Below are 24056 nucleotides of genomic sequence, written 5' to 3'. Positions count from 1 at the left end.
GAGAAAAAGGCTCGGTCAGTCGCGCAGGTCGTAGTAGGTGCTCCGGAGCGTGACGGGCGTGACGCCCGCGACGTCGGCCGCCTCCTGTTGTGTCACCCGCGCGTCGAATTTCCGGGCGGCCGTGTAGAGACAGGCGGCGGCGACGCCGCCGGGATTTCGACCCGCCGCGAGACCGCTGTCGTGGCTCTCGGCGGCGAGTTCGCGGGCGCGGCGCTCCACCGCCGAGTCGAGGTCGAGCTCGCTCGCGAACCGGGGGACGTACTCCGCGGGCGAGATGGGGCCGACCGGAAGCCCGAGGTCGCGGTTGAGGGCGTCGTACGCCGCGCCGTGTTCGTTCTCCGTCGCGCGGGCGACGTCGAGCACTTCGTCGACGGTCCGCGAGACGCCGGCGACGCGGCAGGCGGCGTAGACGCACGCCGAGGAGAACCCCTCCAGCGAGCGTCCGCGAAGCAGGTTCTCGTTCTGGGCCGAGCGAAACAGCGAACAGGCGTGGTCGCGGACGCGGTCCGGTAGCGACAGCGCGCCGGTCACTCGCCGGATTTCGGTGAACGCGTACACCTGATTGCGCTCGCGCTTCGAGGAGATGCGCGCGCGGTTGTGCTGTCGACGCATCCGCGTCAGACGGCGACGCTTACGGCCTTTGACTCGGGTCGACCGGCCGATTTCGGTAGTGAGGCCGCGGTCGTGTCGCGAACGCGTCAGCGGCGCGCCGGTCCGCTCGGGGTTCGTCTCGTCGTCGGCGAACGACCGCCACTCGGGGCCGTGGTCGATGTGGTCGGCGGCGACGACGAGGCCGCAGTTCGCGCACACGGTCTCGCTGCTATCCTTCCGCAGTCGGCCGTCGCATTCGGGGCAACCGGTCGCTTGTGTCTTGCTCATACTCGAAACTCGGTCCCGATGGAGTATTTAAACACGGGAGAAATCGACGGGAATCGGGGTGTGACGGCTCGAAGAGCGTATCGGTCACCGATACGTTCTCGTTCTGTTTTATTGAATACTCTCCTACGTCGATAACTTTTAGTGTGGAGGGGAAGCACCTGCCGCCAGAATGGGACTGGCTGACATCGCCGCGGGCATCGAGGTGACCGCCGAGCAGGACGCGCGGGGCGTCCCCACCGTCGACGACACCGGCGTCGACCTCCGAGAGCGGTTCGACGCGCACGCCGAGTCGCTCCCGTGCGACCCCGACGCGGCCGCAACGGTGTTCGACGCGTACGCGGGCGGCGCGAGCGTCGGCGAGAGCGCACACGAGGCGGGCGTCGCGCCGATGACCGCCGCGAAGACGCTACACCGCTGCGGCGTGACGGGCGTGACGCCGCTGAGTCCGACGGCACGGGAGATTCTCCGGGACTGGCTCGACGGCGAACTCCCTCGGACGGAGGCGCGGACGCTCACCGGAGCGTCGAAGACGGAGTTCGCGCTCGCGGCGTACGTCGAGACGCACGACCCGGTCGAGGAGTTGGCCGACGCGACGGCCGGCGAACTGACGCCCGGCACGAACGCGACGGTGGCGAAGCGGGACGCGCTGGCGGAGACGATGAGCGACGCGAGCGAGTTCTTCTGAGTCGTTACTTCGTCAACCGCCGCAGCGACGACGGGAGATAGCCGTCGACGCCGGCGAGAACGCTCTGCTCTTCGAATTCGAGGTCGAGTTCGGTCGCGACGACCACCTCCGCGGCGTGAGCGACCGTCGGCGCGAACTCCCCGGAGGCGTCGAGCGACGCCGGGAACGACGCGTCGGTGGCGGGGACGAACGCGTCGGCCGCCTCGAACCGCCCGCGAGTGGCGATGGTCGCGTGACTCTCGATACCGAGGTCGGCGAGTCTGTCGCGGATGCGTCGGTTCGCCTCCGCGCCGCGGTCGGTCGCGGGTGTAACGGTGACGACCCGTTGGGCAGCGTCAGCGGCCGCGATAGACTGGTTGGCGGCGACCGGCGGCACGTCGAGGAGGACGTGGTCGAAGGCCTCGCTGGCCTCGGCGACGCGCGTCTCGAATCGACGAGCGGCCTCGGCAGTCTTCGCGCGGGCGAAGCGCTCGAACGGCGCGCTGGCGGGGACGCAGGCGACGCGTCCGGCGACGGCGTCGGGGAGCGGCACGTCGACGAGTCCGGCCTCTAACGGCGTCTCCGGTTCGACCAAGAGCGTCGTCATGTCGGTGTCGAGTCGGCCGTCGAGGTAGTCAGCGAGCCCCTGCGTCGCGAACGCGGCGTCGAGTATGGTGACGTCGCGGCCGTCGTTTGCGAGCGTCGCCGCCAGTTCGAGCGTCGTCCGCGTCGTCCCCGCGCCGCCGGTCGCCCCGACGAGCGCAGCGGAGACCGTGTCAGACATACGCCGAGTTGGTGCCGCCATCCGGCTAAAAATCTACGGTTCTCTGGACAGTTCGACTCGGAAGCGAGTTTCGCCGCGAGACGGCGCGACCGACTCACCCGGCGATGTCGTCGGCGATGGCGTCGAGTTCCTCGTCCGAGAGCTCGGGTCGCTCGCCCGCGACGGCGTGAATCGGGCCGCCGCCGTCGCCCTCGAAGCGCGGCACGAGGTGGACGTGAACGTGCGGTACCTCCTGTCCGGCGGCGCTGCCGTCGTTGACGCCGACGGTGACCGCGTCGGCGTCGACGGCCGACTCGACGCGGGGGGTGAGTTCGTGGACCGCCGCGAACAGGTCGGCGGCTTCGTCGTCGGAGAGGTCGTCGAGTCGCTCGGCGTGGTCCTTGGGGACGACGAGCGTGTGCCCCGCTGCGAGGGGGTTGGCGTCGAGGAACGCCAGTACCGTGTCTGTCTCGTAGACGGTGCGTCCGGGAATCTCGCCCGCGACGATTTTGCAGAAGATACAGTCGTCGGCCATGGTGTGAGCGTCTCTCGCCGTCGGCAAGAAAGTTCGGACGGAGGCGAGGCGGGTCGCCTCGGCGGCGGCTCAGGGCAGGTGCTCGGCGATCGCGTCGCGGTACGCCTCCGCCGTGTAGCCCAACCGCGAGAGCCACACCTCCTGATACGACGGGTGCAGGAGCGGCAGCACCCTGACGTCCAGCGCCTCCGAGTCGAACGGCTCCAACACCCGGTCGAGGAAGCCGTCGAGACGTTCGTCGTCGAACGCGAGAAGAGTCGCCGTCGCGTGTCTCCCGGTCGTGACCACGAGGTCGGGCGACACCGCTTCGAGTTCGGTTTCGAGGTGGACGCGGCAGTTGCGGCGCTCCTCGGGCGTCGGTTCGCGGTTCGACCCGTCTTCGCCCTCGGGGAAGCAGTTCACGGCGTTCGTGTAGTACGTCCGGTCGGCGTAGCCGAGCGACTCGAACAGCGACCGAATGCGACGGCCGGAGTGTTTGGAGGTGTAGGCGAACCCGGTGTGGTTGCCGCCCTTCCAGATGTCGGCGTCGGGGTCGCCCGCCCCGGGCGCTTCGCCGACCACGACCACGTCGGCGTCGGTGGGTCCGTTCCCCCACGAGATGCAGGTGCGCGACTCGACGAGGGCGGGACAGCGCGCGCAACCCGGTTCGAGTACGTTCTTCTCTGATTCGTCCGGATGAGTCGGCATGACGCTAACGTGGAGTTGTCTGCGGGTCGGCCGGACGGCGAATCCGGCGTGGTCGCCGTCGTCCCGTTCAGCGGCCTCGGTGGCGGTCTTCTATCTCTCGCGCCCGTTCGTCGATTTTCGAGAGTTCGCGCACGACCTCGTCGTCGCGTCCCCCGTGCGCGGTCCGAACCGACAGGTCCAGCGGCGACGGGACGAACCGGGGGTCCTCGTCTTCGCCGGAGTCGTCGTCTCCGCGTCCGACGAGAGCGAGAAACACCTCCCAGAGACTGCGAGCCATACCACCAGTTCACGGTCGGCAGTTGATAAGCGTTCGCGCCGGACCGACCGGCCGAAACCCGCTTCGCTCCCACCCCTCGGGAGCGAAAGAGTGAGGTGGAAGAGGGGCGGAGAGGAGGGAGATGCTCGAATCACTCCTCGAACTGCTGCCGGAGTTCTTCTCGGTGTTGTTCTTCGCCAGCGGCGCTGCCGCCCTCTCGACGCTCGGCGTCTACATCGAGCGGCTCGCGCTCGAAACGATGGCCACCGGCGACACCGTACTGGCGCTGTGGCTCGCCGTTATCGGACTGATGGCGTTCTACTTCGGTCCGTATCTGATGGGACTCACCGAAGCGCTTCCGCGCGGGAAACGGCTGCTCGCTCGTCTAGCCGAGTAGCTCCCGAGCTCAGAGCGCGTCGGCGACGACTGGCGCCACGCTGACGGCGCTCACGTCTCGTTCGACCGTGTCGGTTCCGTACACTGCTTCGATTCCCGCGGCGGCGAGCTTCGTCCGCGCGTTCCCCGTGAGCACCGGGTGGACGCAGGTGGCGAAGACGTCGTTCGCCCCTCGGTCGGCGAGCGCGCTGACCGCCTCGCTCATCGTCGACCCGGTGGCGATGATGTCGTCGACGACCACTACGTCCCGGTTTTCGACGGAGGCGTCGCTCGGTCGGACGCTCACCTCGCCGGTGTCGTAGTCGCGCGTCTTCTCGAAGTAGTCGGTGTCGCCCGCGCCGTAGACGTCGCGGACGCGTTCAGCGAGTTCCTGAGCGCTCTCGTCCGGACCGAGAAACAGCGGCTCGTCGAGGTCGTCGGGGAGGGGGTCGGCGAGGAGCGACGAGGCGTCGGCCGACTCGCACGGAACCTCGAAGAAGTCGGCGACGCTCTCCTCGTGCGGGGTCACGAGCACGACCCGGTCGGTGCCGGAGCTGATGGCGCGGGCGACGGCGCGAGCGGAGACCGGCTGGCCGGGTTTGAACGCGCTGTCCTGACGGCTGTACCCCATGTACGGGACGACCGTGACGATCTCCGCCGCGCCGGCCTCCCGCGCGGCGTCCTGCAGCTGCAGCAGTTCGAGGTGCGCGTCCGACGAAGTGGTCGCGCAGACGACGACGGCGCGGTCGTCGTCGAACGTCGGAACCGAGGCGAGCAGTTCGCCGTCGGGGAAGCGGTCGTACTCCGCGACGGCCAACGACTCGCCCGTCTCGGCGGCGAGTGCGGCCGACAGCGCCTGCGAGGTGGAACCGGACAGTATCATAGGTGCGTCTCCTCGTCCCGGCCTAAACCCGTTTTCGTTACCGCCGCGCGGTGGGACGGTCTCTCGGTGATCCGCTCACTCCTCGACGAACCGGTGGGCGACGCCCGCAATGCCGTCGAGGCCGAGCGTCTGCGAGCGCCAGCCGTCGCCCGCATCCAACAGCAGCGTTCCCGACTCGGTGACGGCGTACGTCGCCGGGCCGTGGGTCACGCCGACGATCCGTTCGTCGACCGGCGCGTCGACGGCCTCCCACTCGTTCTCCTCCGTGCGCGAGAAGACGCGACCGTCGCCGACGGCGTGAGCGCGCCGACCGTCGCTGGCGACGACGCGGAACGACCCCGAGAGCGCGTCCATCCAGCCGTTTCCGAGCGCGTAGAGGCCGGACCCGGTCGCCGCCAGCGGGACGCCCGCCGCCGACACGTCGCGCGCGTCGTCGAGTCCGACGTGCGAGAGGCCTCCGTCGTCGGCGCGGTGGACGCCGTCGGCGGCCGCGACGAGCGCGCCGTCTATCGCTCGCGGGTTGTCGACCTCTCCCGCGGTGGTCCACGAGTCCGGGTCGGTCGCCGCGTCGGCGGAGCAGCGCGCGACGCGGCCGGAGCCGTCGGCGGCGAGCAGCGTATCGCCGTCGAATCCGACGGCGACGGCCGAACCGAACCCTACCTCCTCGAACCCCTCGCCGCGGCCGTCGTCGAGGAGTGTCGCCTCGTCAGTGGCGACGGCGATTCGCCCGCCCTCGCCGGCGACGTCGAGCGCCGTACATCGGCGTTCGATGCCGAACCCGCCGATTCTGTCGTCGGAGACGTCGACGGCGACGACGCCGAGCGCCGCGGCGACGAACAGCTCCGTCTTGCCGCTCTTGTCGGCGTAGACCCGCTTCTCGTCGATGGTTGACATACGTCCGTAGTCGACGCCGGTGTGCGAAAACGTTCCGTCTTCGAACTCCCCACGCGGACAAAGTGTAAACCGTATGATTGAAGCGACGAGAGAACGTCAGCAGTCTGAGAGTAGATAGAGAGGAATCGAATCCGCGCGAGGCCGCATCGCGCCGACACCCCCCGACAACACACATACCAGCCGTGTCACAGAAAGTACTGCTCATCTGTCAACACTGCGACCGGGCGCTGCCCGGCGAGAAACGCGACGACGGGACGCTCCGACCGTACGGAGTGAGAGACTGTCCCGACTGCCAGCGAGCCGACTTCGAGGTCAGAGGGTTCGAGAACTCCTGACCGGGAGGTCGGCTCAGAGGAACTCGCGGACGTCGGAGTACCACATGTCGTGGTGGTCGACGAGTTCCAGCGCGTCGGCGATGTCGACGGCGAGCGCGTGCCAACACCGCTGGTCGGGGTCGTCCGGGTCGAGGTTGTACGAACTGTCCTTGCAGGTGCAGCTTCCCTCCTCGACGACGTACTCCTCGGCGTAGCCGACGACGACGGTGAAGTCCCGGTAGCGCTTGACGCGGCGCTCGGAGACGGCTTCGATGGCCTGTGTCGCGCGCGTCCCGTGTGCGGAGACGAGCGTCTCGACTACCGGCCCGGTGAGCTTTCCGGCCTCGGTAAGTGCGGCCTGCCAGTCGTCGTCGCCGTCGCCGTCGTTCACGACGCCGGATTCTCGGGGGCCCCACAAAACGCGTTCGATGCTGGTGGCGGCAGGGCAGGGCAGCGGCGGGGCAGGGCGGCGGCGGGACGGGGCGGGGCAGGGCGGCGGCAGGGCGGCGGCGGGACGGGGCGGGGCAGCGACCGAACCCGAGCGAAGCGAACCCGGACCGCGCCACTTTTCGCCGCCGCCGGGCGACTCCGAGTATGCAGATACGCGAAGGCGGCGTCGACATCGAGGTCGCCGACTCCCGCGACGGAGCCAGCGAGGGCGCGGGCGACGGGGTGTTCTTCAACCCGACACAGGAACTGAACCGCGACGTGACGATAGCGGCGCTCCGCGCGTACGAGGAGCGAGAGCCGCGCGCGGAGACGTACCTCGACGCGATGACGGCCAGCGGGATTCGGGCGGTCCGCGCCGCCGCCGACGGCTGGCGCGTCACCGGCGCGGACATCGATTCCGAGGCGGTCGAACTCGCGCGGTCGAACCTCGAACGCAACGGATTGGAGGGAGAGATACTCGAACAGAACGTCAACGCGCTGCTGTACGGGGACCGCGAGGTGTACGACGTGGTCGACGTCGACCCGTTCGGGACGCCCATCCCCTTCGCCGACGCGGCGCTGTCGAACGCGCGGAACATGGTCTGCGTCACCGCCACCGACACCGCGCCGCTGTGCGGAGCGCACCAGAACAGCGGGATTCGGAAGTACTCGACGCTCCCGCAGAACACCGACTTCCACGCCGAGATGGGGCTTCGCGTCCTCCTGTCGGCGCTGATTCGGACCGCCGCTCGCTACGACGTCGCCGCGAAGCCGATTCTCTCGCACGTGTCGAGACACTACGCGCGGACGTACCTCGAACTCGACCACCGCGCGACCAGCGCCGACGCGCTCGTCGAGCAGTTGGGCTACGTCCACAGCTGCGAGGACTGTCTCAGCCGAACCCACGAGTTCGGCCTGTTGTCGCATCCGCCGGAGGAGTGCCCCGCTTGCGGGAGCAACCGTCTGCTCTCTGCGGGACCGATATGGCTCGGTCAGACCGCAAAGAGCGACTTCGCCCGCTCGGTTCGCTCGCATCTCGACGACGGGATGGGAACGAAGAAGCGCGCGTCGCGGATGCTGTCGACCATCGCCGAGGAGATAGACCGGCCGACCCACTACGACCAGCACCGCCTCTGCAAGCAGTGGAACCGCTCGGCGAACGCGATGGACGAGTTCCTCTCGGACCTCCGCGAGGCGGGCTTCGAGGCGTCGAAGGCGCACTACAGCGGCACCGCGTTCAAGACGGACGCGAGCGTCGCCGAGATGCGCGAGGCGACGCGGCCGGAGTGAACCGAGTTCGGGTGTCGAAGCCGACGATTACGTTGACTCCGATGCGCTGACGCTCCAGTGCGCTGACGCTCCGGTGCGCTGGCGCGCTACCGTAACAACGCTCCGGTGCGCTCGCTGTGGCTGATAGTGTCCATCGATTACTTGTAGATTGTTACCGAACGTTGCCACGTGTCATCGGCATCTCTCAACACGTCTTCCGGTTACCTCGGTACCGTGCGGGCCGTCGTAACGGAGGTGCAGGAGCGCGAAGTGACGTTTCTGGCGGCGAGCATCTCCTACTACGCGTTCGTCTCGCTGATACCGCTGTTGGTGCTCGCGGTCGTCCTCGCGGGGCTCGTCGGCGGCGAAGCGCTGCGAGGCGAAGTCATGACGCTGGCCGAGCAGTATCTCGTCCCGTCGGCGCAGGACGCGGTTCTCAGCGCGATGACCGACCAGGCGGCTCAAGGCGGCCTCGGCGTCGTGAGTCTCCTCCTTACGACGTGGGGGGCGCTCAAGCTGTTCCGCGGCGTCGACACCGCGTTCTCGCGGGTGTACGGTTCCGAGACCGGCGGCATCGCCGACCAGGTGAAGGACGGCCTCATCGTCCTCGGTGCCATCGGCGCGGGCGTCGTCGGCGTCATCGCCGTCAGCGCGGTTATCGCCCTGCTGCCGATTCCGTACATCGGCCTCATCGGGCCGGTTATGCTGCTCTTGACGCTCTGTGCGGCGTTCTTCCCGCTGTACTACGTCTTTCCGGACGTGGGCGTCACCCCCCGAGAGGTGCTCCCGGGAACGGTGTTCGCCGCCGTCGGGTGGTCGGTTCTCGGCGCGGTGTTCGGCATCTACGCCGCCGCCTCCAGCGGCGTCGGCGGACTGCTCGGCGGTATCCTGCTGCTTCTCACGTGGTTCTACTTCGGCGGCACCATCATCCTCGTCGGCGCGGTGGTGAATGCCGTTCTCTCGAACCGTCTCACGGACCGGCAGGTACAACAGGAAGGGGCCCGACAGGAGAAACCAAGCGACATGTCCGAGGAGGAGGCACGACGAGAGACGGAAGCGCGACGAGACGAGGACGTAGAACCGAGCGGCGCGCCCGACATCGCCGAACTGTCGCGCCAAGTCGAGGAGCTGCAGGCGGAACTCGACGCCTTCGAGTCGGACGTGAACGAGCGGACAGTCGACAAGCCGAAACTCGAAGCGGAACTGAAACGCTACGTTCGCGGACGGATGCGACGCGGGAAAGCCCGCGGATGGGGGCCGTACCTCGTGCTCCTCTACGGGACGGTGCTGACGCTCGGCGCGTTCTACTACCTCGGCGAAGCGCCGCTCGTCGCCGTGCTGGCGATGCTCATCATCTTCCTGTCGACGCTCGGCCTCTACGTCGTCTTCGTCGTCGTCGGCGTCGGCCTCAACGCCCTCGGCGTCCCGAGTCGAGCAGCCGACTGGGTCCGCAAGCGACGCTCCTAAGCGAATCGAACCGCAACAACGACCGATGCGTGGACTGGGATTCACTGAGACGCTCTCGAACCTCCCGGAGCCGTTCGTCGCCGCGTTCGCGCTCGTCACCCAACTCGGCGACGTGTGGTTTCTCTTTGCGACGCTCGGGCTTCTGTACTTGCTCGCCGGCGAGCGTATCGCCCGCCACCCGCGTCGGACCGGGGCGCTCCTGGTCGCGCTCTCTGTCGGCGCGCTGGCGACGACGCTCGCGCTCAAGGCGGCGTTCGGGTTTTCGAGGCCCCCCGACGCCGGGACGGCGTCGATTCCGCCGTGGCTACCGGCGATGCTGGAGACGGTGTATCTCAACGCCGCGACCGGTGACGGGCTCGGCTTTCCGAGCGGCCACGCCATCGGGACGACCGTGGCCTACGGCGGCGCAGCGGCGGTTCTCGACGTGTGGAACCGACGGAAGCGGACGCTCGTCGCGGGGACGCTGGTCGGCCTCGTCTGCCTCGCGAGGCTCGTCCTGGGAGTCCACTATCTCGTGGACGTCGTCGCCGGCGTCGCCGTCGGTCTCGCCTATCTCGCAGTGGCGCTCCGAGTCGCCGACGGCAACCCCGCCCGCGCGTTCGGCGTCGCCGCAGTCGCAGCCGCGGCGGGACTCGCCGTAGTGGTGTTCCGCGGAGTCCCTTCCGAACTCGGTCCGATGGCGACGGCGCTGGGTGCGGGCATCGCCGGCGGGGTCGTGTGGCAGCGCCTCGACGCCTCGCAGCTGTCGAACCCCGTCTCGGTGCCCGTCGCCGTCGTGGGTATCGCGCTGTCGGGTCTGCCGTGGGTGAGCGCGTATCTCGTCGAACCGGGGCCGGTCGTCTCGCTCGTCGCAGGGGCGACGGGGCTCTCGATTCTCGTCGCGCTGCCGGCGCTGTCGGGGCGTCTCGGCGGCGAAAAGAGCGGCGGGGAAACGTCTCGGGCGGCCTGAGCCGGCCGTTCAGAACGTCTCGAGGTAGCGCTCGACTTCCCAGTCGGAGACGTCGACGCGGTACTCGTCGTACTCCTGCGTCTTCGCTTCGATGAACTTCTCGCAGATGTGCTCGCCGAGCGCTTCCTGAACGTCTTCGTCCGCTTCGAGCGCGGCCACGGCTTCGCCGAGGTTGCCCGGAAGCGTCTCGATACCGTACTCCTCGCGCTTCTGCTCGTCGAACTCGTAGATGTTGTCTCTCACCGGGTCGGGCGCTTCGAGTTCCTGCTCGATGCCGTCGAGACCCGCGTGAATCATCACGGCGAGCGCGAGGTAGGGGTTGCACGACGGGTCGGGCGAGCGGAGTTCGATGCGGGAGGCGGCCGGGACGCGCGCGGCCGGTTTGCGGATGAGCGCCGAGCGGTTGCGGTCGGACCAGGCGACGTAGACGGGGGCCTCGTAGCCGGGGACGAGACGCTTGTAGCTGTTGACCGTCGGGTTGCAGATGGCGGTGATGGCGGGCGCGTGTTCGAGGATACCCTGGAGGAACTGCTTCGCGGTCTCCGAGAGGTCGAACTCGTCGTCGTCGTCGTGGAAGGCGTTCTCGCCGTCTTCGAACAGCGAGATGTGGGTGTGCATCCCCGAGCCGTTGATCTTCGCGATGGGCTTGGGCATGAACGTCGCGTGCAGGTCGTGCTCGGCCGCGATGGCGCGAACGACCGTGCGGAACGTCCCGACGTTGTCGGCCGTGGTCAGCGCGTCGTCGTAGGTGAAGTTGATCTCGTGCTGGCCCTCGGCGACCTCGTGGTGGCTAGCTTCGATCTCGAAGCCCATCGACTCGAGGCCGTAGATGATGTCGCGGCGGACGTCGGAGGCGAGGTCCTTCGGCGCGAGGTCGAAGTAACCGCCGGCGTCGTTGGTCTTTCTCGTCGCGCGGCCCTCCTCGTCCTCCTCGAAGAGGAAGAACTCGGGTTCGGGCGCGGCGTTGATGTCGTATCCCATCTCCTCGGCGCGGGCGATCGCCTGCTTGAGGACGTAACGGGGGTCACCCTCGAACGGTTCGCCCGTCGAGGTGTCGATGACGTCGCAGATGAGGCGGGCCGACGCGCCGCCCTCCGTCTTCCTCCACGGGAGAATCGCGAAGGTTTCGGGGTCCGGCTTGAGGCGCATGTCGGACTCCTGGATGCGGACGAACCCTTCGATGCTCGAACCGTCGAAGTAGATGCCTTCGGTGAACGCCTTCTCGGCCTGCGTGGCCGGAACGGCGACGTTTTTGACCGTACCGAGAATATCGGTGAACTGGAGGCGGAGGAAGTCGACGTTTTCCGACTCGATCTCGTCGATGACTGCCTGCGCTTCAGTGCTCAACCCCCCGTCTGGAGATGCGTTTTCGTCCGTCATGTTTCTGGACAGTCTATGCGTGCACACCCAGTATAAAGACGTTGTCGCTTACCGCAAAACACCCGCCAACGTTCTAGAATTGGATATTCGTTAAATTCTAATGCCCCCAGTGTGTGCGTGGGTGTAATGACGTACGAAAACCTCGATGCAAAACTCATCAATGCACTGCTTGGCGACGGACGCGCGAGCCTTCGTAGTCTCGCCGAAGAACTCGACGTGTCGGTCACGACCATCTCGAACCACCTCCGCGACCTGGAGGCGGAAGGCGTCGTCGAAGGCTACACGCCCATCGTCAACTACGACGCGCTCGGCTACGACGTGACGGCGGTTATCCAGTTGAAGGTCGAAGGTAGTGCGCTCCCCGACATCACCGAGCGACTGCAGGAGCAGAAGCAGATGATATCGGTGTACGAGGTGACGGGCGACTACGACGTCATCGCCATCGGCAAGTTCACCGACACCGACGGCATGAACCGGCAGATCAAGGAGTTGCTCACCGACGCGGACATCCGCGAGTCGAACACGAGCGTCGTGCTCAACGCCGTCGTCGAGAACCAGCAGTTCGAACTCGACGTCGAAGAGTAGGCGGAGTTCGACTCGTTCTCGCGGAACTCGCCGACGGTGAGCGACCGCTACTCGAAGTCTTCCTCGAACACGAACGTGCCGTTGCGCTGCACGACTTCGCCGTCGAGTTCGATGGTCGAGTTCTCGCTCATGTCGACGATCATGTCGACGTGTTCGGCGGACTCGTTGACCTCGTTCTCCTCGCCGACGCACTCGGCGTAGGCGCTGCCGACGGCCATGTGGACGGTGTCGCCCATCTTCTCGTCGAACAGCATGTTGTAGGTGAACTGGTCGATGGCGCGGTTCATCCCGATGCCGAGTTCGCCGAGGTAGCGAGAGCCCTCGTCGGTGTCGAGGATGCTCGTGAGTAGCTCTTCGTTGCGTTCGGCGCTGTGAGAGACGACCTTTCCGTTCTCGAACGTCAGGCGCGCCCCCTCGATTTCGCGGCCGTAGCGGTACAGCGGCAGGTCGAAGTAGACATCGCCCTCGACGCTGTCCTTGACCGGCGCGGTGAACACCTCGCCGCCGGGGAGGTTCGCCTCGCCGTAGTCGTTGATGGTCTCGTTGCCCGCGAGGCTCATCGTCACGTCCGTCTCCTCGCCCGAGGTGATGCGTACCTCGTCGGCGTCGTTCATCAGGTCGACCATCTGCTGTTGGAACTCGCGCTGGGCGTCCCAGTCGAGCGTGACGGCGTCCCAGACGAAGTTCTCGTAACCCTCGGTGCTCATCCCCGCGAGCTGGGCGTGACCCGTCGTCGGGTACTGGGTGAGACACCACGTCTTCGAGAGGCGCTCGTGGAGGATTTCTTGCTCTGCGCGGCGGAACGCGGCGTTCGTCTCGGGGGCCACGTCGGCTTTCTCGGAGACGTTACCGCCGCTTCGGGCGACGATGTACACGTCCATCTCCTCGTAGAGCGCGAGCTTGTGCGCCGGGGTGTCGAACTCGTCCTCGCGCGCGCGGAGGAACGCGCGCTCGGCGCGGTCGGAGTTGTTCAGGAAGATGGGGTTCGCGCCGCGGTCGCCGATGAGTTCGTGCAGCGCGACGGCGAGGTCCTCGGCCTCGCTCGGCACGTGGACGACGACGTTGTCGCCCGCGTCGATATCCGTCGAGTGGTCGACGATGGTCTGTGCGTGTTCGCGGATACGCGGGTCCATGACACGGGGTTCTTGCGGTGAGTGGATACGGTTTTCGGAGTTGTCGTCTGGATTTCGTGATTTCGCGGCGTGGGCGGCGAGTCGGTGAGTGACCGCTGACCCGAGAACCGGGACAGAGAGCGGAGCCGCCGGTGAAGAGGAGGTGTGTTTCTGCTGCCGGGCGCGCCGAGAGACCGCACCACAGCCTCCCCATCCGATTCGCTCACTTCGTTCGCTCATCCCTCGCGCGCGGCCCGTCGCCACGGAGGGCGACCGAGCCGCGCGCCATCGTATTCGCTTCACGGCCGTCTGCCCCTCCGTTTCCGCCACCACCGACTATTTCTCGCTGCGCCGGTATCGCCGTTGTATGATAGACCTCCGGAGCGACACCGTCACGATGCCGAGCGACGAGATGCGCGAGGCCGCCCGCGACGCCGACGTCGGCGACGACGTCTACCGCGACGACCCGACCGTCAACGAACTCGAACGCCGCGCGGCCGACCTCGTCGGCAAAGAGGCCGCGCTGTACGTCCCCTCGGGGACGATGGGCAACCAGATCGCTGTCCGCGTCCACACCGACCGCGGTCAAGAGATCCTCTGCGACGAAGAGGCCCACGTCGTCAAGTGGGAACTCGGCGGCATCGCCCAGCTCTCGCAGCTCCAAGTTCGAACCATCGACTGCGGCGACCGGTGCGTCCCGACGCCCGAACAGGTCCGAGAGCGCTACGTCGAGGAGGACCTCCACCGACCCGGCACGGGTCTCCTGTCGCTCGAAAACACGCACAACAGTCGCGGCGGCGTCGCCGTCCCCAAAGAACACGTCGACGCCGCGGCGAGGGCGGCTCACGACCTCGGCGTCCCGGTCCACCTCGACGGCGCGCGCGTGTTCAACGCCGCCGTCGCCCTCGACGAAGACCCCGAATCCCTGGTCGAGAACGTCGACAGCGTGATGTTCTGTCTCTCGAAGGGGCTCGGCGCGCCCGTCGGCTCGATTCTCGCCGGCGACGAGGAGTTCGTCGACCGCGCTCGACGGACCAGAAAACTGCTCGGCGGCGGGATGCGTCAGGCGGGTATCATCGCCGCGCCCGGCCTCCTCGCGCTCGACAACGTCGACCGACTCGCCGAGGACCACGAGAACGCCCGGACGCTCGCGGCCGGACTGGACGCCATCGACGGCCTCCGCGCGCCGACGCCCGACTCGAACATCGTCGTCGTCGACGTCGCCGGCGCGGGGCTGACCGCCGACGAGTTCGTCGACGCGTGCGTCGACGAGGGCGTCGCCTGCGGGGCGTTCGGCGAGACGACCGTCCGACTCTGTACGAACTGGGACGTCTCCGCGGCCGACGTCGAGGAGGCGCTCGACCGCATTCCCGTGGCCGTCGAGTCGGCGTAGACGGGGTGCGGACGCCGGACGAGGCGCGGACACCAGACGGGGTGCGGACGCCGGACGGGGCGCGGACGCCGGACGAGCGCGGTGCTCCGAACGAATCAATACCGCCTACTCGCCGCGCGGACCGCTGTTCGTCCCGAGCGTCGGAAACGCCTCCTCCGAGAGGTCCGCGCCGGATTCACCGGACTGGTCGTCCGCTTCGTGGGTGACGAAGTGGAAACAGGCACCGCCCTCGGGGCTGTCGCAGACGGTCACCGACCAGTCGTGCGCCTCCGCGATAGTGCGGACGATGTGGAGACCGACGCCGATGCCGTCGCCGCCGGTCGAGAAACCCCGGTCGAAGACGCGTTCGCGGTCCGCCTCGTCGACGCCGGGTCCGTCGTCGGCGACGAAGAAGCCGTCGTCGACCGGACCGACCGAGACGGAGACCGCGTCGCCGCCGTGTTCGACGGCGTTGCGAAAGAGGTTCTCGAACAGTTCGCGCAGTCGGCTCTCGTCGGCGTCGACGGCTATCGGCCCATCGGAGTGAAGCGTCGCGTTCGAGGTGTCGACGCCGCCCCACGCCCGCATCGCGATATCGGCGGCGTCCAGCGGCGTCCGCTCTTCGACGGTTCGGCCCGCCCGCGCCAGCGACAGCAGGTCGTCGATGAGGTCGTCCATCCGGCCGAGCGAGCGTTCGACGGCGTCGAGCGACTCCTCGGCGCCGGTCTCGCGCGCGATAGAGAGGTGGCCGACGGCGACCGACAGGGGGTTTCGGAGGTCGTGCGAGACGATGTGTGCGAACTCCTCTAACTGTTCGTTCTGCCTGGCGAGGCGCTTCTCGCGGCGGGTTCGCTCGGTGATGTCGGTGTAGATAGCGAAGCCCGCGACGTTCGTCTCGCCGATGGCCAGCGGGACCACGTGGAGGAGGAACTCCCGCGGACCGTCGGCGGTGAGTCGTCGGCACTCGCGGCGGAGGCTCTCGCCGTCCTGTAGCTGCCGGTTGAGCCGCGAGGCGGAACTCGGGTCGGTCCCGTCGACGCCCTCCCCGACGATGTACTCGTCGACGTTCTCGCCGACGATACTGTCGGCGTCGTAGCCGAATATCTCCTCGAACGCCGAGTTGACGCGCCGGACGATGGGTTCGCCGTCGACGAACTCGTAGGCGACGGCGGCGTCGGGGACGTTCTCGAACAGCGCGCTGAGTCGGTCGCGCTCGGCGGTGAGTTCGCGTTCGCGCGCGCGGAGCGTCCGCTCGGAGCGAATCCGGGAACGGGTCGTCCGGACGTACGAGACCAGAATCTCGGCGAACTCCAGGTCGCGCTCGTCGAAGGCGGCGGGTGTCGCCGAGAACGCCTGAAACACGCCCGCGTCGCCGATGGGGGTGCTGAGCACCGCGTGGTAGTTGTTGCTCACCGGTTGGGATTTGGCGTCGGTCTGGGCGTCGTCCACCAGGTACGAGCGGCTCTCGCGAAGCGTCCACCCGGAGAGGCCGTGGTCGACCGGAATCGTCTGTATCTCCCACTCGTGGTCGGTGTCGGACTCCGCGCGTATGCGGAACTCCCCGTCTTCGACCATCCGGATGTAGCAGGAGTCGAACGAGAGGACGTTCTCGGCCGTCTCGATGGCCCGTCGGTACAGTTCGTCTTCGTCCGTGCAGCCGACGAGGTCCGTCGTCGCCTCGTGGAGACGGGCGATCTCCTCGCGGCGCCGTCGCAGTGCCTCCTCCGAGCGGATACGCGACAGCGTCTCCGTCGCGTACGTCACCAGCAACTCGGCGAGGTGGAGGTCCGTCTCGTCGAACGCGTCGGGCTGCGTCGAGATCGCCTGGAAGACGGCGTCGTCGCCGAGCGCGACGCTGAGACCCGACTGGTAGGCGACATCCGAGGGTTCGGCCACCGGATGCGCGTGCAAATCGTCGATGACGAGCGACTCGCCGGTTCGGTACGTCCGTCCGGCGACGCCGCGCGACACCGGCAGTTCGTCGACGTGCGCCGAGGAGGGACAGGTCGCCTCCGGAACGACCCACTCGTCGCCGTCTGCGACGTCCTGGCGGTCGGCCGTCGGGTCGTCGGTGACGACGCCGACGTAACAGGTGTCGAACGCGAGCACCCGAGAGGCGATGTCGATCGTCGACTCGTACAGTTCGGCGGCGCTTCGAGCGCCGATGAGCGTCGCCGCGCCCCCGTGCAGTTTGGCGATTCGACGGCGGTTCGCGCTGTCGTTTCGACGCGTCGCCCACCGAATCTGCGCCGGCAGCACCGACGGGGTCTCGGCGGGCGCGAACGCGTCGTACCGCTGCGGACTGTCCACCGCGGTCGGCGAACCGCGCGTACAGAGGACCGTCGGAATCTCGCGCGCAGCACCCGAGAGCGAGAACGTGTCGGTGAGAACGAGGCAGTCGACGCCCGCGAGATTCTCGTCCACGGCGTCGAAGCCGCACCGCCGGACCGAAACCGTCTCCTCGGCGTCGAGAACGGCGTCGACGTTCTCGGCGGGGGCGTCCGCGACGAGAAGCACCTTGACCGACGATTTGGTTGGCATGAGAGAGAGTATTACTCAGATTAGTGTTTCAGCACCAACATAACGATTCCGGAGCCAATCGGACGGCGAGAAAATCCAGATTCACAGAGCCTCTGCCCGGAAGGTGAGTGTTCGGTCGGTCGGGGAGTCGATGACGAATCGCCGGGGACCGTTACAGCATCGGGGCGAGCGAGGTATTCAACCGCCAGATTTCGAAGTTGAGGACGGCGGCGAACGACGCCCAGAGCAGATAGGGGACGAGAAGCGCCGCCGCACGGCGGTCGACGCGGGCGAACAGCGCGATGGTGACCACGACGGCGACCCAGAGTGCGACGATGATACCGAAGGCGACGAGCGGCAGCTGGAGCGCGAAGAACGCGGGTGTCCACGCGAGATTCAGGACAAACTGCGCGGCGAAGGCGGCGTACGCGGCTCGAACCGCCGACGAGGGGCGGCGCTCCCACAGCAACCAGAGGGCGATTCCCTGCAGCGTGAACAGCGCCGTCCAGACGACGCCGAAGGTGATGGGCGGCGGGTAGAACCACGGTTTCTCGAGCGAGGCGAACCACGCCGTGTCCGGGCCGGCGAGCAGTGCGGGCGCCGCACCGACTGCGTTGACGAGGACGACGAACCCCAGTGCAGTCGCGAGCGAGCGTCCGTCCGGGAGCGTTCGGCTTTGCGTGCGTTCCATACTCACCGTGAGGGACGCCGGGAGCCTAACGCTTCTCCCGACAAACCGATGGCGAAACGCCGCCCGGCGTTCCCGAATCCTTTTAGCCGGTCATCGGCCAAACAGAACCAATGAGCAGCCTCGAATCGGAGTATCGTCTCGACTATTTCGAAGAGAACGACTTCGAGCGCAAGGAGTGCGTCTCCTGCGGTGCCCACTTCTGGACGCGCGACCACGACCGCGAGACGTGCGGCGAACCGCCGTGCGACGAGTACAGCTTCATCGGCGACCCCGGGTTCGCCGAATCGCACACGATGGAGGAGATGCGCGAGGAGTTCCTCTCGTTCTTCGAGGAGAACGGCCACACGCGTATCGAACCGTATCCGGTCGCGGCGAACCGCTGGCGCGACGACGTGCTGCTGACGCAGGCGTCCATCTACGACTTCCAGCCGCTCGTCACCTCGGGCGAGACGCCGCCGCCGGCGAACCCGCTCTGCATCAGTCAGCCGTGCATCCGAATGCAGGACATCGACAACGTCGGCAAGACGGGCCGCCACACGATGGCGTTCGAGATGATGGCCCACCACGCGTTCAACGCCCGCGAGGAGGTCGGCGACCGGTACGCCTACGAGGGCGAGGTGTACTGGAAGGACGAGACGGTGCAGTACTGCGACGAGTTCTTCGAGAGCCTCGGCGCGAACGTCGAGGAGATAACGTACATCGAGGACCCGTGGGTCGGCGGCGGCAACGCCGGTCCCGCCATCGAGGTCATCTACAAGGGCGCGGAGCTGGCGACGCTCGTCTTCATGTCGATGGAGCAGGACCCCGACGGCGAGTACGAACTGAAGGACGGCAACCGGTACTCGCCGATGGACACGTACATCGTCGACACCGGCTACGGTCTCGAACGCTGGACGTGGATGAGCCAGGGGACGCCGACCGTCTACGAGGCGGTCTACCCCGATATGATCGCGTTCCTCAAGGAGAACGCCGGCATCGACCACACCGACGAGGAGGAGGAACTCGTCCACCGCGCCGCGAAACTCGCCGGGGCGATGGACATCGACGAGGCCGAGGACATGAAGACGGCGCGTGCCGAAATCGCCGGGCGACTCGACGCCGACGCCGACGAGTTGACCGAACTGATGCGGCCGCTCGAAGACATCTACGCCATCGCCGACCACTGTCGGACGCTCGCGTACATGTTCGGCGACGGCATCGTCCCCTCGAACGTCGGGACGGGCTACCTCTCGCGGATGGTGCTTCGACGAACGAAGCGACTGGTCGACAACGTCGGCGTCGACGCGCCGCTGGACGAACTCGTCGACATGCAGGCCAAGCGCCTCGGCTACGAGAACCGCGACACGGTTCGCGATATCGTCCGCACCGAGGAGCGCAAGTACAGAGAGACGCTCGAACGCGGCGGTCGGCGCGTCCGCCAGTTGGCCGAGGAGTTCGCCGAGAAGGGCGAGCCGATTCCGACGCAGGAGCTCATCGAGCTGTACGACAGCCACGGCATCCAGCCCGACATGGTGCAGGAGATAGCCGACGAGCGCGACGTCGACGTGGAAATTCCCGACGACTTCTACTCGCTCGTCGCCGCGCGCCACGAGACGCCCCAGCAGACCGAGGCGGCCACGGAGCGCGACGAACGGCTCTCGGACCTCCCGGAGACCGAGCGACTCTACTACGACGACCAGGAGCGCACGGAGTTCGAGGCCGTCGTCCTCGACGTGTTCGAGCGCGATGACGGCTACGACGTCGTGTTGGACCAGACGATGTTCTACCCAGAAGGCGGCGGTCAACCCGCCGACCACGGCCATCTCGTCTCCGACGACGGCTCCGTCGAAGTGAGCGACGTGCAGCGTCGCGACGGCGTCATCCTCCACCGGACCGACGCCGACCCCGGCAAGGGCGAGTTCGTCCGCGGGCAGGTCGACATCGAACGTCGCCGCAGCCTGATGCAACACCACACCGCGACGCACATCGTCGGCTACGCGGCCCGAGAGGTCCTCGGCGACCACGTCCGACAGGCGGGCGCGCAGAAAGGCGTCGAGCGCTCGCGTTTCGACATCACTCACTACGAGCGGCTCACGCGCGAGCAGGTCGAGGAGATAGAGCGCGTCGCCAACCGACTCGTCCGCGACAACGTCCCGGTGAAACAGGAGTGGCCCGACCGCAACGACGCCCAGGAGAAGTACGGCTTCGACCTCTATCAGGGCGGCATCCCGCCGGGCGAGCAGATTCGACTCATCCAGGTCGCCGACGACATCCAGGCCTGCGGTGGCACGCACGTCAATCGGACCGGCGACATCGGCACCATCAAAATCCTCACCACCGAGCCCGTGCAGGACGGCGTCGAGCGCATCATTTTCGCGGCGGGCGACGCCGCGATTCGCGCGACTCAGGAGACGGAGAACCACCTCCGCGACGCGGCCGAGGTGCTCGACGTCAACCCCGAGGACGTGCCGGACACCGCCGAGCGGTTCTTCACCGAGTGGAAGGAGCGCGGTAAGCAGATAGACCGCCTGAAGCAGGAACTCGCCGAGGCTCGCGCCGCGGCCGAGGCCGAGGAGATAGACGTAGGCGGGACGCCAGCCGTCGTCCAACGACTCGACACCGACACCGACGAACTCCGCGCGACGGCCACCGCGCTCTCCGAGGACGGGAAGGTCGCCGTCCTCGGCAGCGGCGCGGGCGGCAGCGCCCAGTTCGTCGTGAGCGTCCCCGACGGCGTCGCCATCAACGCCGGCGAAGTCGTCGGCGAACTCGCCGGGAGGGTCGGCGGCGGCGGCGGCGGTCCCGCGGACTTCGCGCAGGGCGGCGGCCCGGACGTCGACAGCCTCGACGAGGCGCTCGACAGCGCGCCCGACGTGCTTCGGAACGTTCTGAACGCGTAGGCTCGCGGACGGTCGGCCCCTCTGTCTCTTTCTCTCTCCGCGACTCGCAGACGCAACGCTGACGGTGTCGAGAGACGAGCATCCGTCAATGACTACCGCAACGAACGGCGGCGTCTCGCTTCACTACCAGACCGACGGTGACGGCGAAACCGTCGCGTTCGTCGGCGACGCGGGCTACGGCGCGTGGCAGTGGGGCTGGCAACACGCCGCCGTCGCCGGGCCGTTCGAGAGCCTCGTCTACGACCAGCGCGGCGTCGGCCGCTCGGACGTGCCCGACGGACCGTACACGGTCGGCGAGCTCGCACAGGACCTCGAAGTCGTCCTCGCCGACCACGGGGTCCGGAAAGCGCACCTCGTCGGCGCGGGTCTCGGCGGGATGGTCGCTCTCCAGACGGCGCTCTCGTCGAACCGCGTGGCGAGTTTGACGCTGGTGGCGACCGCCGCCACGGGGACGGGGTTGGAGCTCGCACCGCTGCACGGGCATCCCGACGACCGTGAGGAACTCCGTCGGACGACCGAAGCGGCCCTCTCGGCGGCGTTCGTCGAGCGACACCCCGACGTCGTCGACCGAATCGTCGCGTGGCGGGCCGACGAGGACGCGTCGCCGCGAGTGTGGGACGCGCAGACGACCGCCACCGAGCGGTTCGACGCGAGCGACCGACTGTACGAGATTACGGCTCCGAGCCTCGTCCTCCACGGGACCGCCGACTCGGCGTGGCCCGTCGAACGAGGGCGGAGACTCGCAGACGGCCTCCCGCGCGGGACGTTCGAGGCGGTCGACGGCGCGGGTCACCTCGTCGGCGTCGAAACGTCGAAGGACGTCAACGACCGCCTCTTGGCGTTTCTGGAAGAGCACTCCGACGTGGAGTATCTCTGAGACCCACCCCATAGACGTCGGCAGGATTCGCCCGGACGCAACGCCTTTGACCCCCGAGAGACTCAGTCTCCAGCATGAGCAGACTTCGCTTCGCGCTTCTCGACGCCTCTCACGGCAGCGGAAGCACCAGACGGAACTTCAGACGCGAACTCGACGCCGACCTCGTGGAGTTCGCCGCCAGCGAGGGAGAGCTTCCCGACGGCTACGAGTACGACGGCGTCGTCGTCACCGGCTCTCGGGCCTCCGTGTACTGGGACGAAGAGTGGATACCGCCGCTCGTCGACTACGTCGCCGAAGCCGCCGGGCGTGGGATTCCCGTGCTCGGCGTCTGCTACGGCCACCAGGTGCTCGCGGAGGCGCTCGGCGGGCGCGTCGGCGGCATGGACGACTTCGAAATCGGTTACAACGAGGTCGAGCATCTCGACAACGACCCGCTGTTCGAGGGCATCGACGACCGGTTTACCGTGTTCACGACCCACGGCGACGCGGTCCTCGAACTGCCGCCGGGCGCGGAGCTACTGGCGAAAAACGAGTTCGGCGTCCACGCCTTCCGTACGGGCGACAGCTACGGCGTGCAGTTCCACCCCGAGTACGACGTTGAGACGGCGCGCGAGGTGACCGAGGGCAAGCGCGAGCGACTCGGCGACGAGCGGGTCGACGAGGTGCTCTCCGGTATCACGAGCGAGAAGTTCGACGCCGCCTGCGAGGCCAAGCAGTTGTTCGACAACTTCGTCGCGCACGCGAAGCGCGTTCGCGAGGGGCAGGCGGCGGAAGTCTGAGCCATCTCGGCGGCGGGTGCGTCAACAGGCAACAGGCAACACTTACGAACACTTTTTCACACGACGCCGCGCAGAGTCCTACATGCTCGATTACGTAGATTTGGAGGCCGACCTCGACGAGGAGGAGCGGATGATTCGCGACACCGCCCGCAGGTTCGTCGACGAGAAGGTCAAACCGGAGATCGGCGACCACTACGAGGCGGGGACGTTCCCCGAGGAGCTCATCCCCGAGATGGGCGAACTCGGCTTCTACGCGCCGAACCTCGACGGCTACGGCCTCCCGAACGTAGGCGAGCGCGCCTACGGACTGCTGATGCAGGAACTGGAGGCCGGCGACGCGGGCATCCGGTCGATGGCGAGCGTGCAGGGCGCGCTCGTGATGTACCCCATCCACGCCTTCGGCAGCGACGAGCAGAAAGAGCGCTGGCTCCCGGAGCTCGGGACGGGCGAGGCCGTCGGCTGTTTCGGTCTCACGGAGCCGAACCACGGGTCGAACCCCTCGGGGATGGAGACGCGTGCGGAGCGCGACTCCGCCGAGGAAACCTCGGCTGACCCCCGAGAAGCGACGAACGCTTCTCGGGACGGCGACGAGTACGTCCTCAACGGCTCGAAGACGTGGATCACGAACTCGCCCATCGCGGACGTGGCCGTCGTCTGGGCGCGCGACACCTCCGCCGACGGGTCGCCGATTCGCGGGTTCCTCGTCGAGACCGACCGAGACGGCGTGACGACGAACAAGATAGACGAGAAGCTCTCGATGCGCGCGTCCATCACGGGCGAGATCGGCCTCAACGACGTCCGAATCCCCGAGGAGAACGTCCTCCCGGGTGTCGAGGGGCTAAAAGGCCCGCTCTCGTGTCTCACGCAGGCGCGGTTCGGTATCGCGTGGGGCGCGGTCGGGTCGGCGCGCGACTGCTTCGAGACGGCGCGGCAGTACGCGACCGACCGCGAACAGTTCGGCGGCCCAATCGCACGCTTCCAGATTCAGCAGGAGAAACTCGCGGAGATGGCGACGCAGATCACGACGAGTCAGTTGCTCGCGTACCGCCTCGCCGACCTGAAAGAGCGCGGCGACCTCCGACCCGAGCAGGTGTCCATGGCCAAGCGCAACAACGTGCGGATGGCGCGCGACCAGGCGCGAATCGCCCGCGAGATGCTCGGAGGCAACGGTATCACGACCGACTACCCGCCGATGCGGCACCTCTCGAACCTGGAGACGGTGTACACCTACGAGGGAACCCACGATATCCATACGCTGGTCCTCGGGAAGGATCTCACCGGGATTGCGGCGTTCGAGTAGTCTTCGAGAAATATCGCAATCGCGGTGAGAAACCGGGATTGCGGCGTTCGAGTAGTCTTCGAGAAATATCGCAATCGCGGAGAGAATAACCAGTTCGACTATCTTACAGTCAATTTCTGAATCAGTTTTCGCAGAGACGCCGCAGACGTTGGAAATCGAGCACCTATACCGGTTAGGGATGTACGTTTCGGTTGTGA

24 protein-coding genes are annotated in these 24056 nt (G+C 67.4%); 12 read left to right on the top strand and 12 right to left on the bottom strand.

Annotated elements, in window-relative coordinates:
* Nucleotides 1–15 precede the first annotated feature (15 nt).
* Nucleotides 16–879, bottom strand: coding sequence for a transcription initiation factor IIB family protein (locus tag FCF25_RS07875; protein WP_137048070.1), 864 nt, complete (start codon nt 877–879; stop codon nt 16–18).
* Nucleotides 880–1048: 169 nt separating this feature from the next.
* Between FCF25_RS07875 and FCF25_RS07870 the strand changes: the two genes are divergently transcribed.
* Nucleotides 1049–1564, top strand: a complete 516-nt coding sequence (locus FCF25_RS07870) for a hypothetical protein (RefSeq protein WP_137048068.1) — start codon at nt 1049–1051, stop codon at nt 1562–1564.
* Nucleotides 1565–1568: 4 nt separating this feature from the next.
* Here the strand turns inward: FCF25_RS07870 and FCF25_RS07865 are convergent, their stop codons facing one another.
* The 4 genes from FCF25_RS07865 to FCF25_RS07850 form a co-directional block, all read right to left on the bottom strand.
* On the bottom strand, nt 1569–2327 hold the full coding sequence (locus tag FCF25_RS07865) for a CpsD/CapB family tyrosine-protein kinase (RefSeq protein WP_137048066.1): 759 nt from the start codon (nt 2325–2327) through the stop codon (nt 1569–1571).
* A gap of 94 nt (nt 2328–2421) precedes the next feature.
* A complete protein-coding gene (locus FCF25_RS07860) occupies nt 2422–2841 on the bottom strand; it encodes an HIT family protein (protein WP_117593391.1) in 420 nt (139 codons plus the stop codon).
* Nucleotides 2842–2910: 69 nt separating this feature from the next.
* Entirely contained in the window at nt 2911–3528 is a 618-nt protein-coding gene (locus FCF25_RS07855; protein WP_137048064.1) for a uracil-DNA glycosylase family protein, read from the bottom strand.
* Between the two features lie 67 nt (nt 3529–3595).
* The gene (locus FCF25_RS07850) at nt 3596–3805 is read right to left on the bottom strand and encodes a hypothetical protein (protein ID WP_137048062.1); all 210 of its coding nucleotides are present in this window, start codon (nt 3803–3805) and stop codon (nt 3596–3598) included.
* Nucleotides 3806–3926: 121 nt separating this feature from the next.
* Here FCF25_RS07850 and FCF25_RS07845 point away from each other — a divergent pair, with 121 nt between their 5' ends.
* Nucleotides 3927–4181, top strand: a complete 255-nt coding sequence (locus FCF25_RS07845) for a hypothetical protein (RefSeq protein WP_137048061.1) — start codon at nt 3927–3929, stop codon at nt 4179–4181.
* A 9-nt stretch (nt 4182–4190) separates the two neighbouring features.
* Here FCF25_RS07845 and prs read toward each other — a convergent pair whose 3' ends face one another.
* Nucleotides 4191–5042, bottom strand: coding sequence for a ribose-phosphate diphosphokinase (gene prs / locus FCF25_RS07840; RefSeq protein ID WP_137048059.1), 852 nt, complete (start codon nt 5040–5042; stop codon nt 4191–4193).
* 75 nt (nt 5043–5117) lie between these two features.
* On the bottom strand, nt 5118–5936 hold the full coding sequence (locus FCF25_RS07835; RefSeq protein ID WP_137048057.1) for a hypothetical protein: 819 nt from the start codon (nt 5934–5936) through the stop codon (nt 5118–5120).
* A 182-nt stretch (nt 5937–6118) separates the two neighbouring features.
* On the opposite strand from FCF25_RS07835, the gene FCF25_RS15580 reads away from it, so the two are divergent.
* Nucleotides 6119–6271, top strand: a complete 153-nt coding sequence (locus tag FCF25_RS15580; protein WP_157972685.1) for a hypothetical protein — start codon at nt 6119–6121, stop codon at nt 6269–6271.
* Between the two features lie 13 nt (nt 6272–6284).
* On the opposite strand, the gene FCF25_RS07830 is transcribed toward FCF25_RS15580, so the two are convergent.
* Complete coding sequence (locus FCF25_RS07830) at nt 6285–6641, bottom strand: hypothetical protein (RefSeq protein WP_117593403.1); 357 nt, start codon at nt 6639–6641, stop codon at nt 6285–6287.
* A gap of 203 nt (nt 6642–6844) precedes the next feature.
* Here FCF25_RS07830 and FCF25_RS07825 point away from each other — a divergent pair, with 203 nt between their 5' ends.
* The 3 genes from FCF25_RS07825 (at nt 6845) to FCF25_RS07815 (ending at nt 10364) form a co-directional block, all read left to right on the top strand.
* On the top strand, nt 6845–7969 hold the full coding sequence (locus FCF25_RS07825) for a tRNA (guanine(26)-N(2))-dimethyltransferase (protein ID WP_137048056.1): 1125 nt from the start codon (nt 6845–6847) through the stop codon (nt 7967–7969).
* Nucleotides 7970–8182: 213 nt separating this feature from the next.
* A complete protein-coding gene (locus FCF25_RS07820) occupies nt 8183–9415 on the top strand; it encodes a YihY/virulence factor BrkB family protein (protein WP_232819707.1) in 1233 nt (410 codons plus the stop codon).
* A gap of 25 nt (nt 9416–9440) precedes the next feature.
* Nucleotides 9441–10364 (top strand): phosphatase PAP2 family protein, encoded by a 924-nt coding sequence (locus FCF25_RS07815; RefSeq protein ID WP_137048054.1) that lies wholly within the window; start codon nt 9441–9443, stop codon nt 10362–10364.
* A 9-nt stretch (nt 10365–10373) separates the two neighbouring features.
* Here FCF25_RS07815 and glnA read toward each other — a convergent pair whose 3' ends face one another.
* Nucleotides 10374–11744 carry a type I glutamate--ammonia ligase gene (gene glnA, locus FCF25_RS07810; protein WP_117593411.1) on the bottom strand — a complete coding sequence of 457 codons (1371 nt, stop codon included), beginning with the start codon at nt 11742–11744 and terminating at the stop codon, nt 10374–10376.
* 126 nt (nt 11745–11870) lie between these two features.
* On the opposite strand from glnA, the gene lrp reads away from it, so the two are divergent.
* Entirely contained in the window at nt 11871–12329 is a 459-nt protein-coding gene (gene lrp / locus FCF25_RS07805) for an HTH-type transcriptional regulator Lrp (RefSeq protein WP_117593413.1), read from the top strand.
* A gap of 47 nt (nt 12330–12376) precedes the next feature.
* On the opposite strand, the gene FCF25_RS07800 is transcribed toward lrp, so the two are convergent.
* A complete protein-coding gene (locus FCF25_RS07800; protein WP_137048053.1) occupies nt 12377–13462 on the bottom strand; it encodes an aminopeptidase in 1086 nt (361 codons plus the stop codon).
* Nucleotides 13463–13808: 346 nt separating this feature from the next.
* Between FCF25_RS07800 and FCF25_RS07795 the strand changes: the two genes are divergently transcribed.
* A complete protein-coding gene (locus FCF25_RS07795) occupies nt 13809–14834 on the top strand; it encodes a low specificity L-threonine aldolase (protein WP_137048051.1) in 1026 nt (341 codons plus the stop codon).
* Nucleotides 14835–14939: 105 nt separating this feature from the next.
* Here the strand turns inward: FCF25_RS07795 and FCF25_RS07790 are convergent, their stop codons facing one another.
* Nucleotides 14940–17354 (bottom strand): GAF domain-containing protein, encoded by a 2415-nt coding sequence (locus FCF25_RS07790; RefSeq protein WP_137048050.1) that lies wholly within the window; start codon nt 17352–17354, stop codon nt 14940–14942.
* Nucleotides 17355–17505: 151 nt separating this feature from the next.
* Nucleotides 17506–18024 carry a TspO/MBR family protein gene (locus tag FCF25_RS07785; protein WP_117593423.1) on the bottom strand — a complete coding sequence of 173 codons (519 nt, stop codon included), beginning with the start codon at nt 18022–18024 and terminating at the stop codon, nt 17506–17508.
* Nucleotides 18025–18134: 110 nt separating this feature from the next.
* Between FCF25_RS07785 and alaS the strand changes: the two genes are divergently transcribed.
* The 4 genes from alaS to FCF25_RS07765 all read left to right on the top strand — a co-directional run bounded on the left by alaS (nt 18135) and on the right by FCF25_RS07765 (nt 23859).
* On the top strand, nt 18135–20903 hold the full coding sequence (gene alaS / locus FCF25_RS07780; protein ID WP_137048048.1) for an alanine--tRNA ligase: 2769 nt from the start codon (nt 18135–18137) through the stop codon (nt 20901–20903).
* Between the two features lie 88 nt (nt 20904–20991).
* On the top strand, nt 20992–21780 hold the full coding sequence (locus tag FCF25_RS07775) for an alpha/beta fold hydrolase (protein WP_137048047.1): 789 nt from the start codon (nt 20992–20994) through the stop codon (nt 21778–21780).
* A 74-nt stretch (nt 21781–21854) separates the two neighbouring features.
* The gene (locus FCF25_RS07770) at nt 21855–22559 is read left to right on the top strand and encodes a type 1 glutamine amidotransferase (RefSeq protein WP_117593429.1); all 705 of its coding nucleotides are present in this window, start codon (nt 21855–21857) and stop codon (nt 22557–22559) included.
* 82 nt (nt 22560–22641) lie between these two features.
* Nucleotides 22642–23859, top strand: coding sequence for an acyl-CoA dehydrogenase family protein (locus FCF25_RS07765; protein ID WP_137048045.1), 1218 nt, complete (start codon nt 22642–22644; stop codon nt 23857–23859).
* The last annotated feature ends 197 nt before the right edge of the window (nt 23860–24056 follow it).

This window comes from Haloprofundus sp. MHR1, assembly GCF_005155585.1.
Taxonomy (GTDB): domain Archaea; phylum Halobacteriota; class Halobacteria; order Halobacteriales; family Haloferacaceae; genus Haloprofundus; species Haloprofundus halophilus.
The sequence above is the reverse complement of the archived record's forward strand: the minus strand, read 5'-3'. Positions and strand labels throughout refer to the sequence as shown.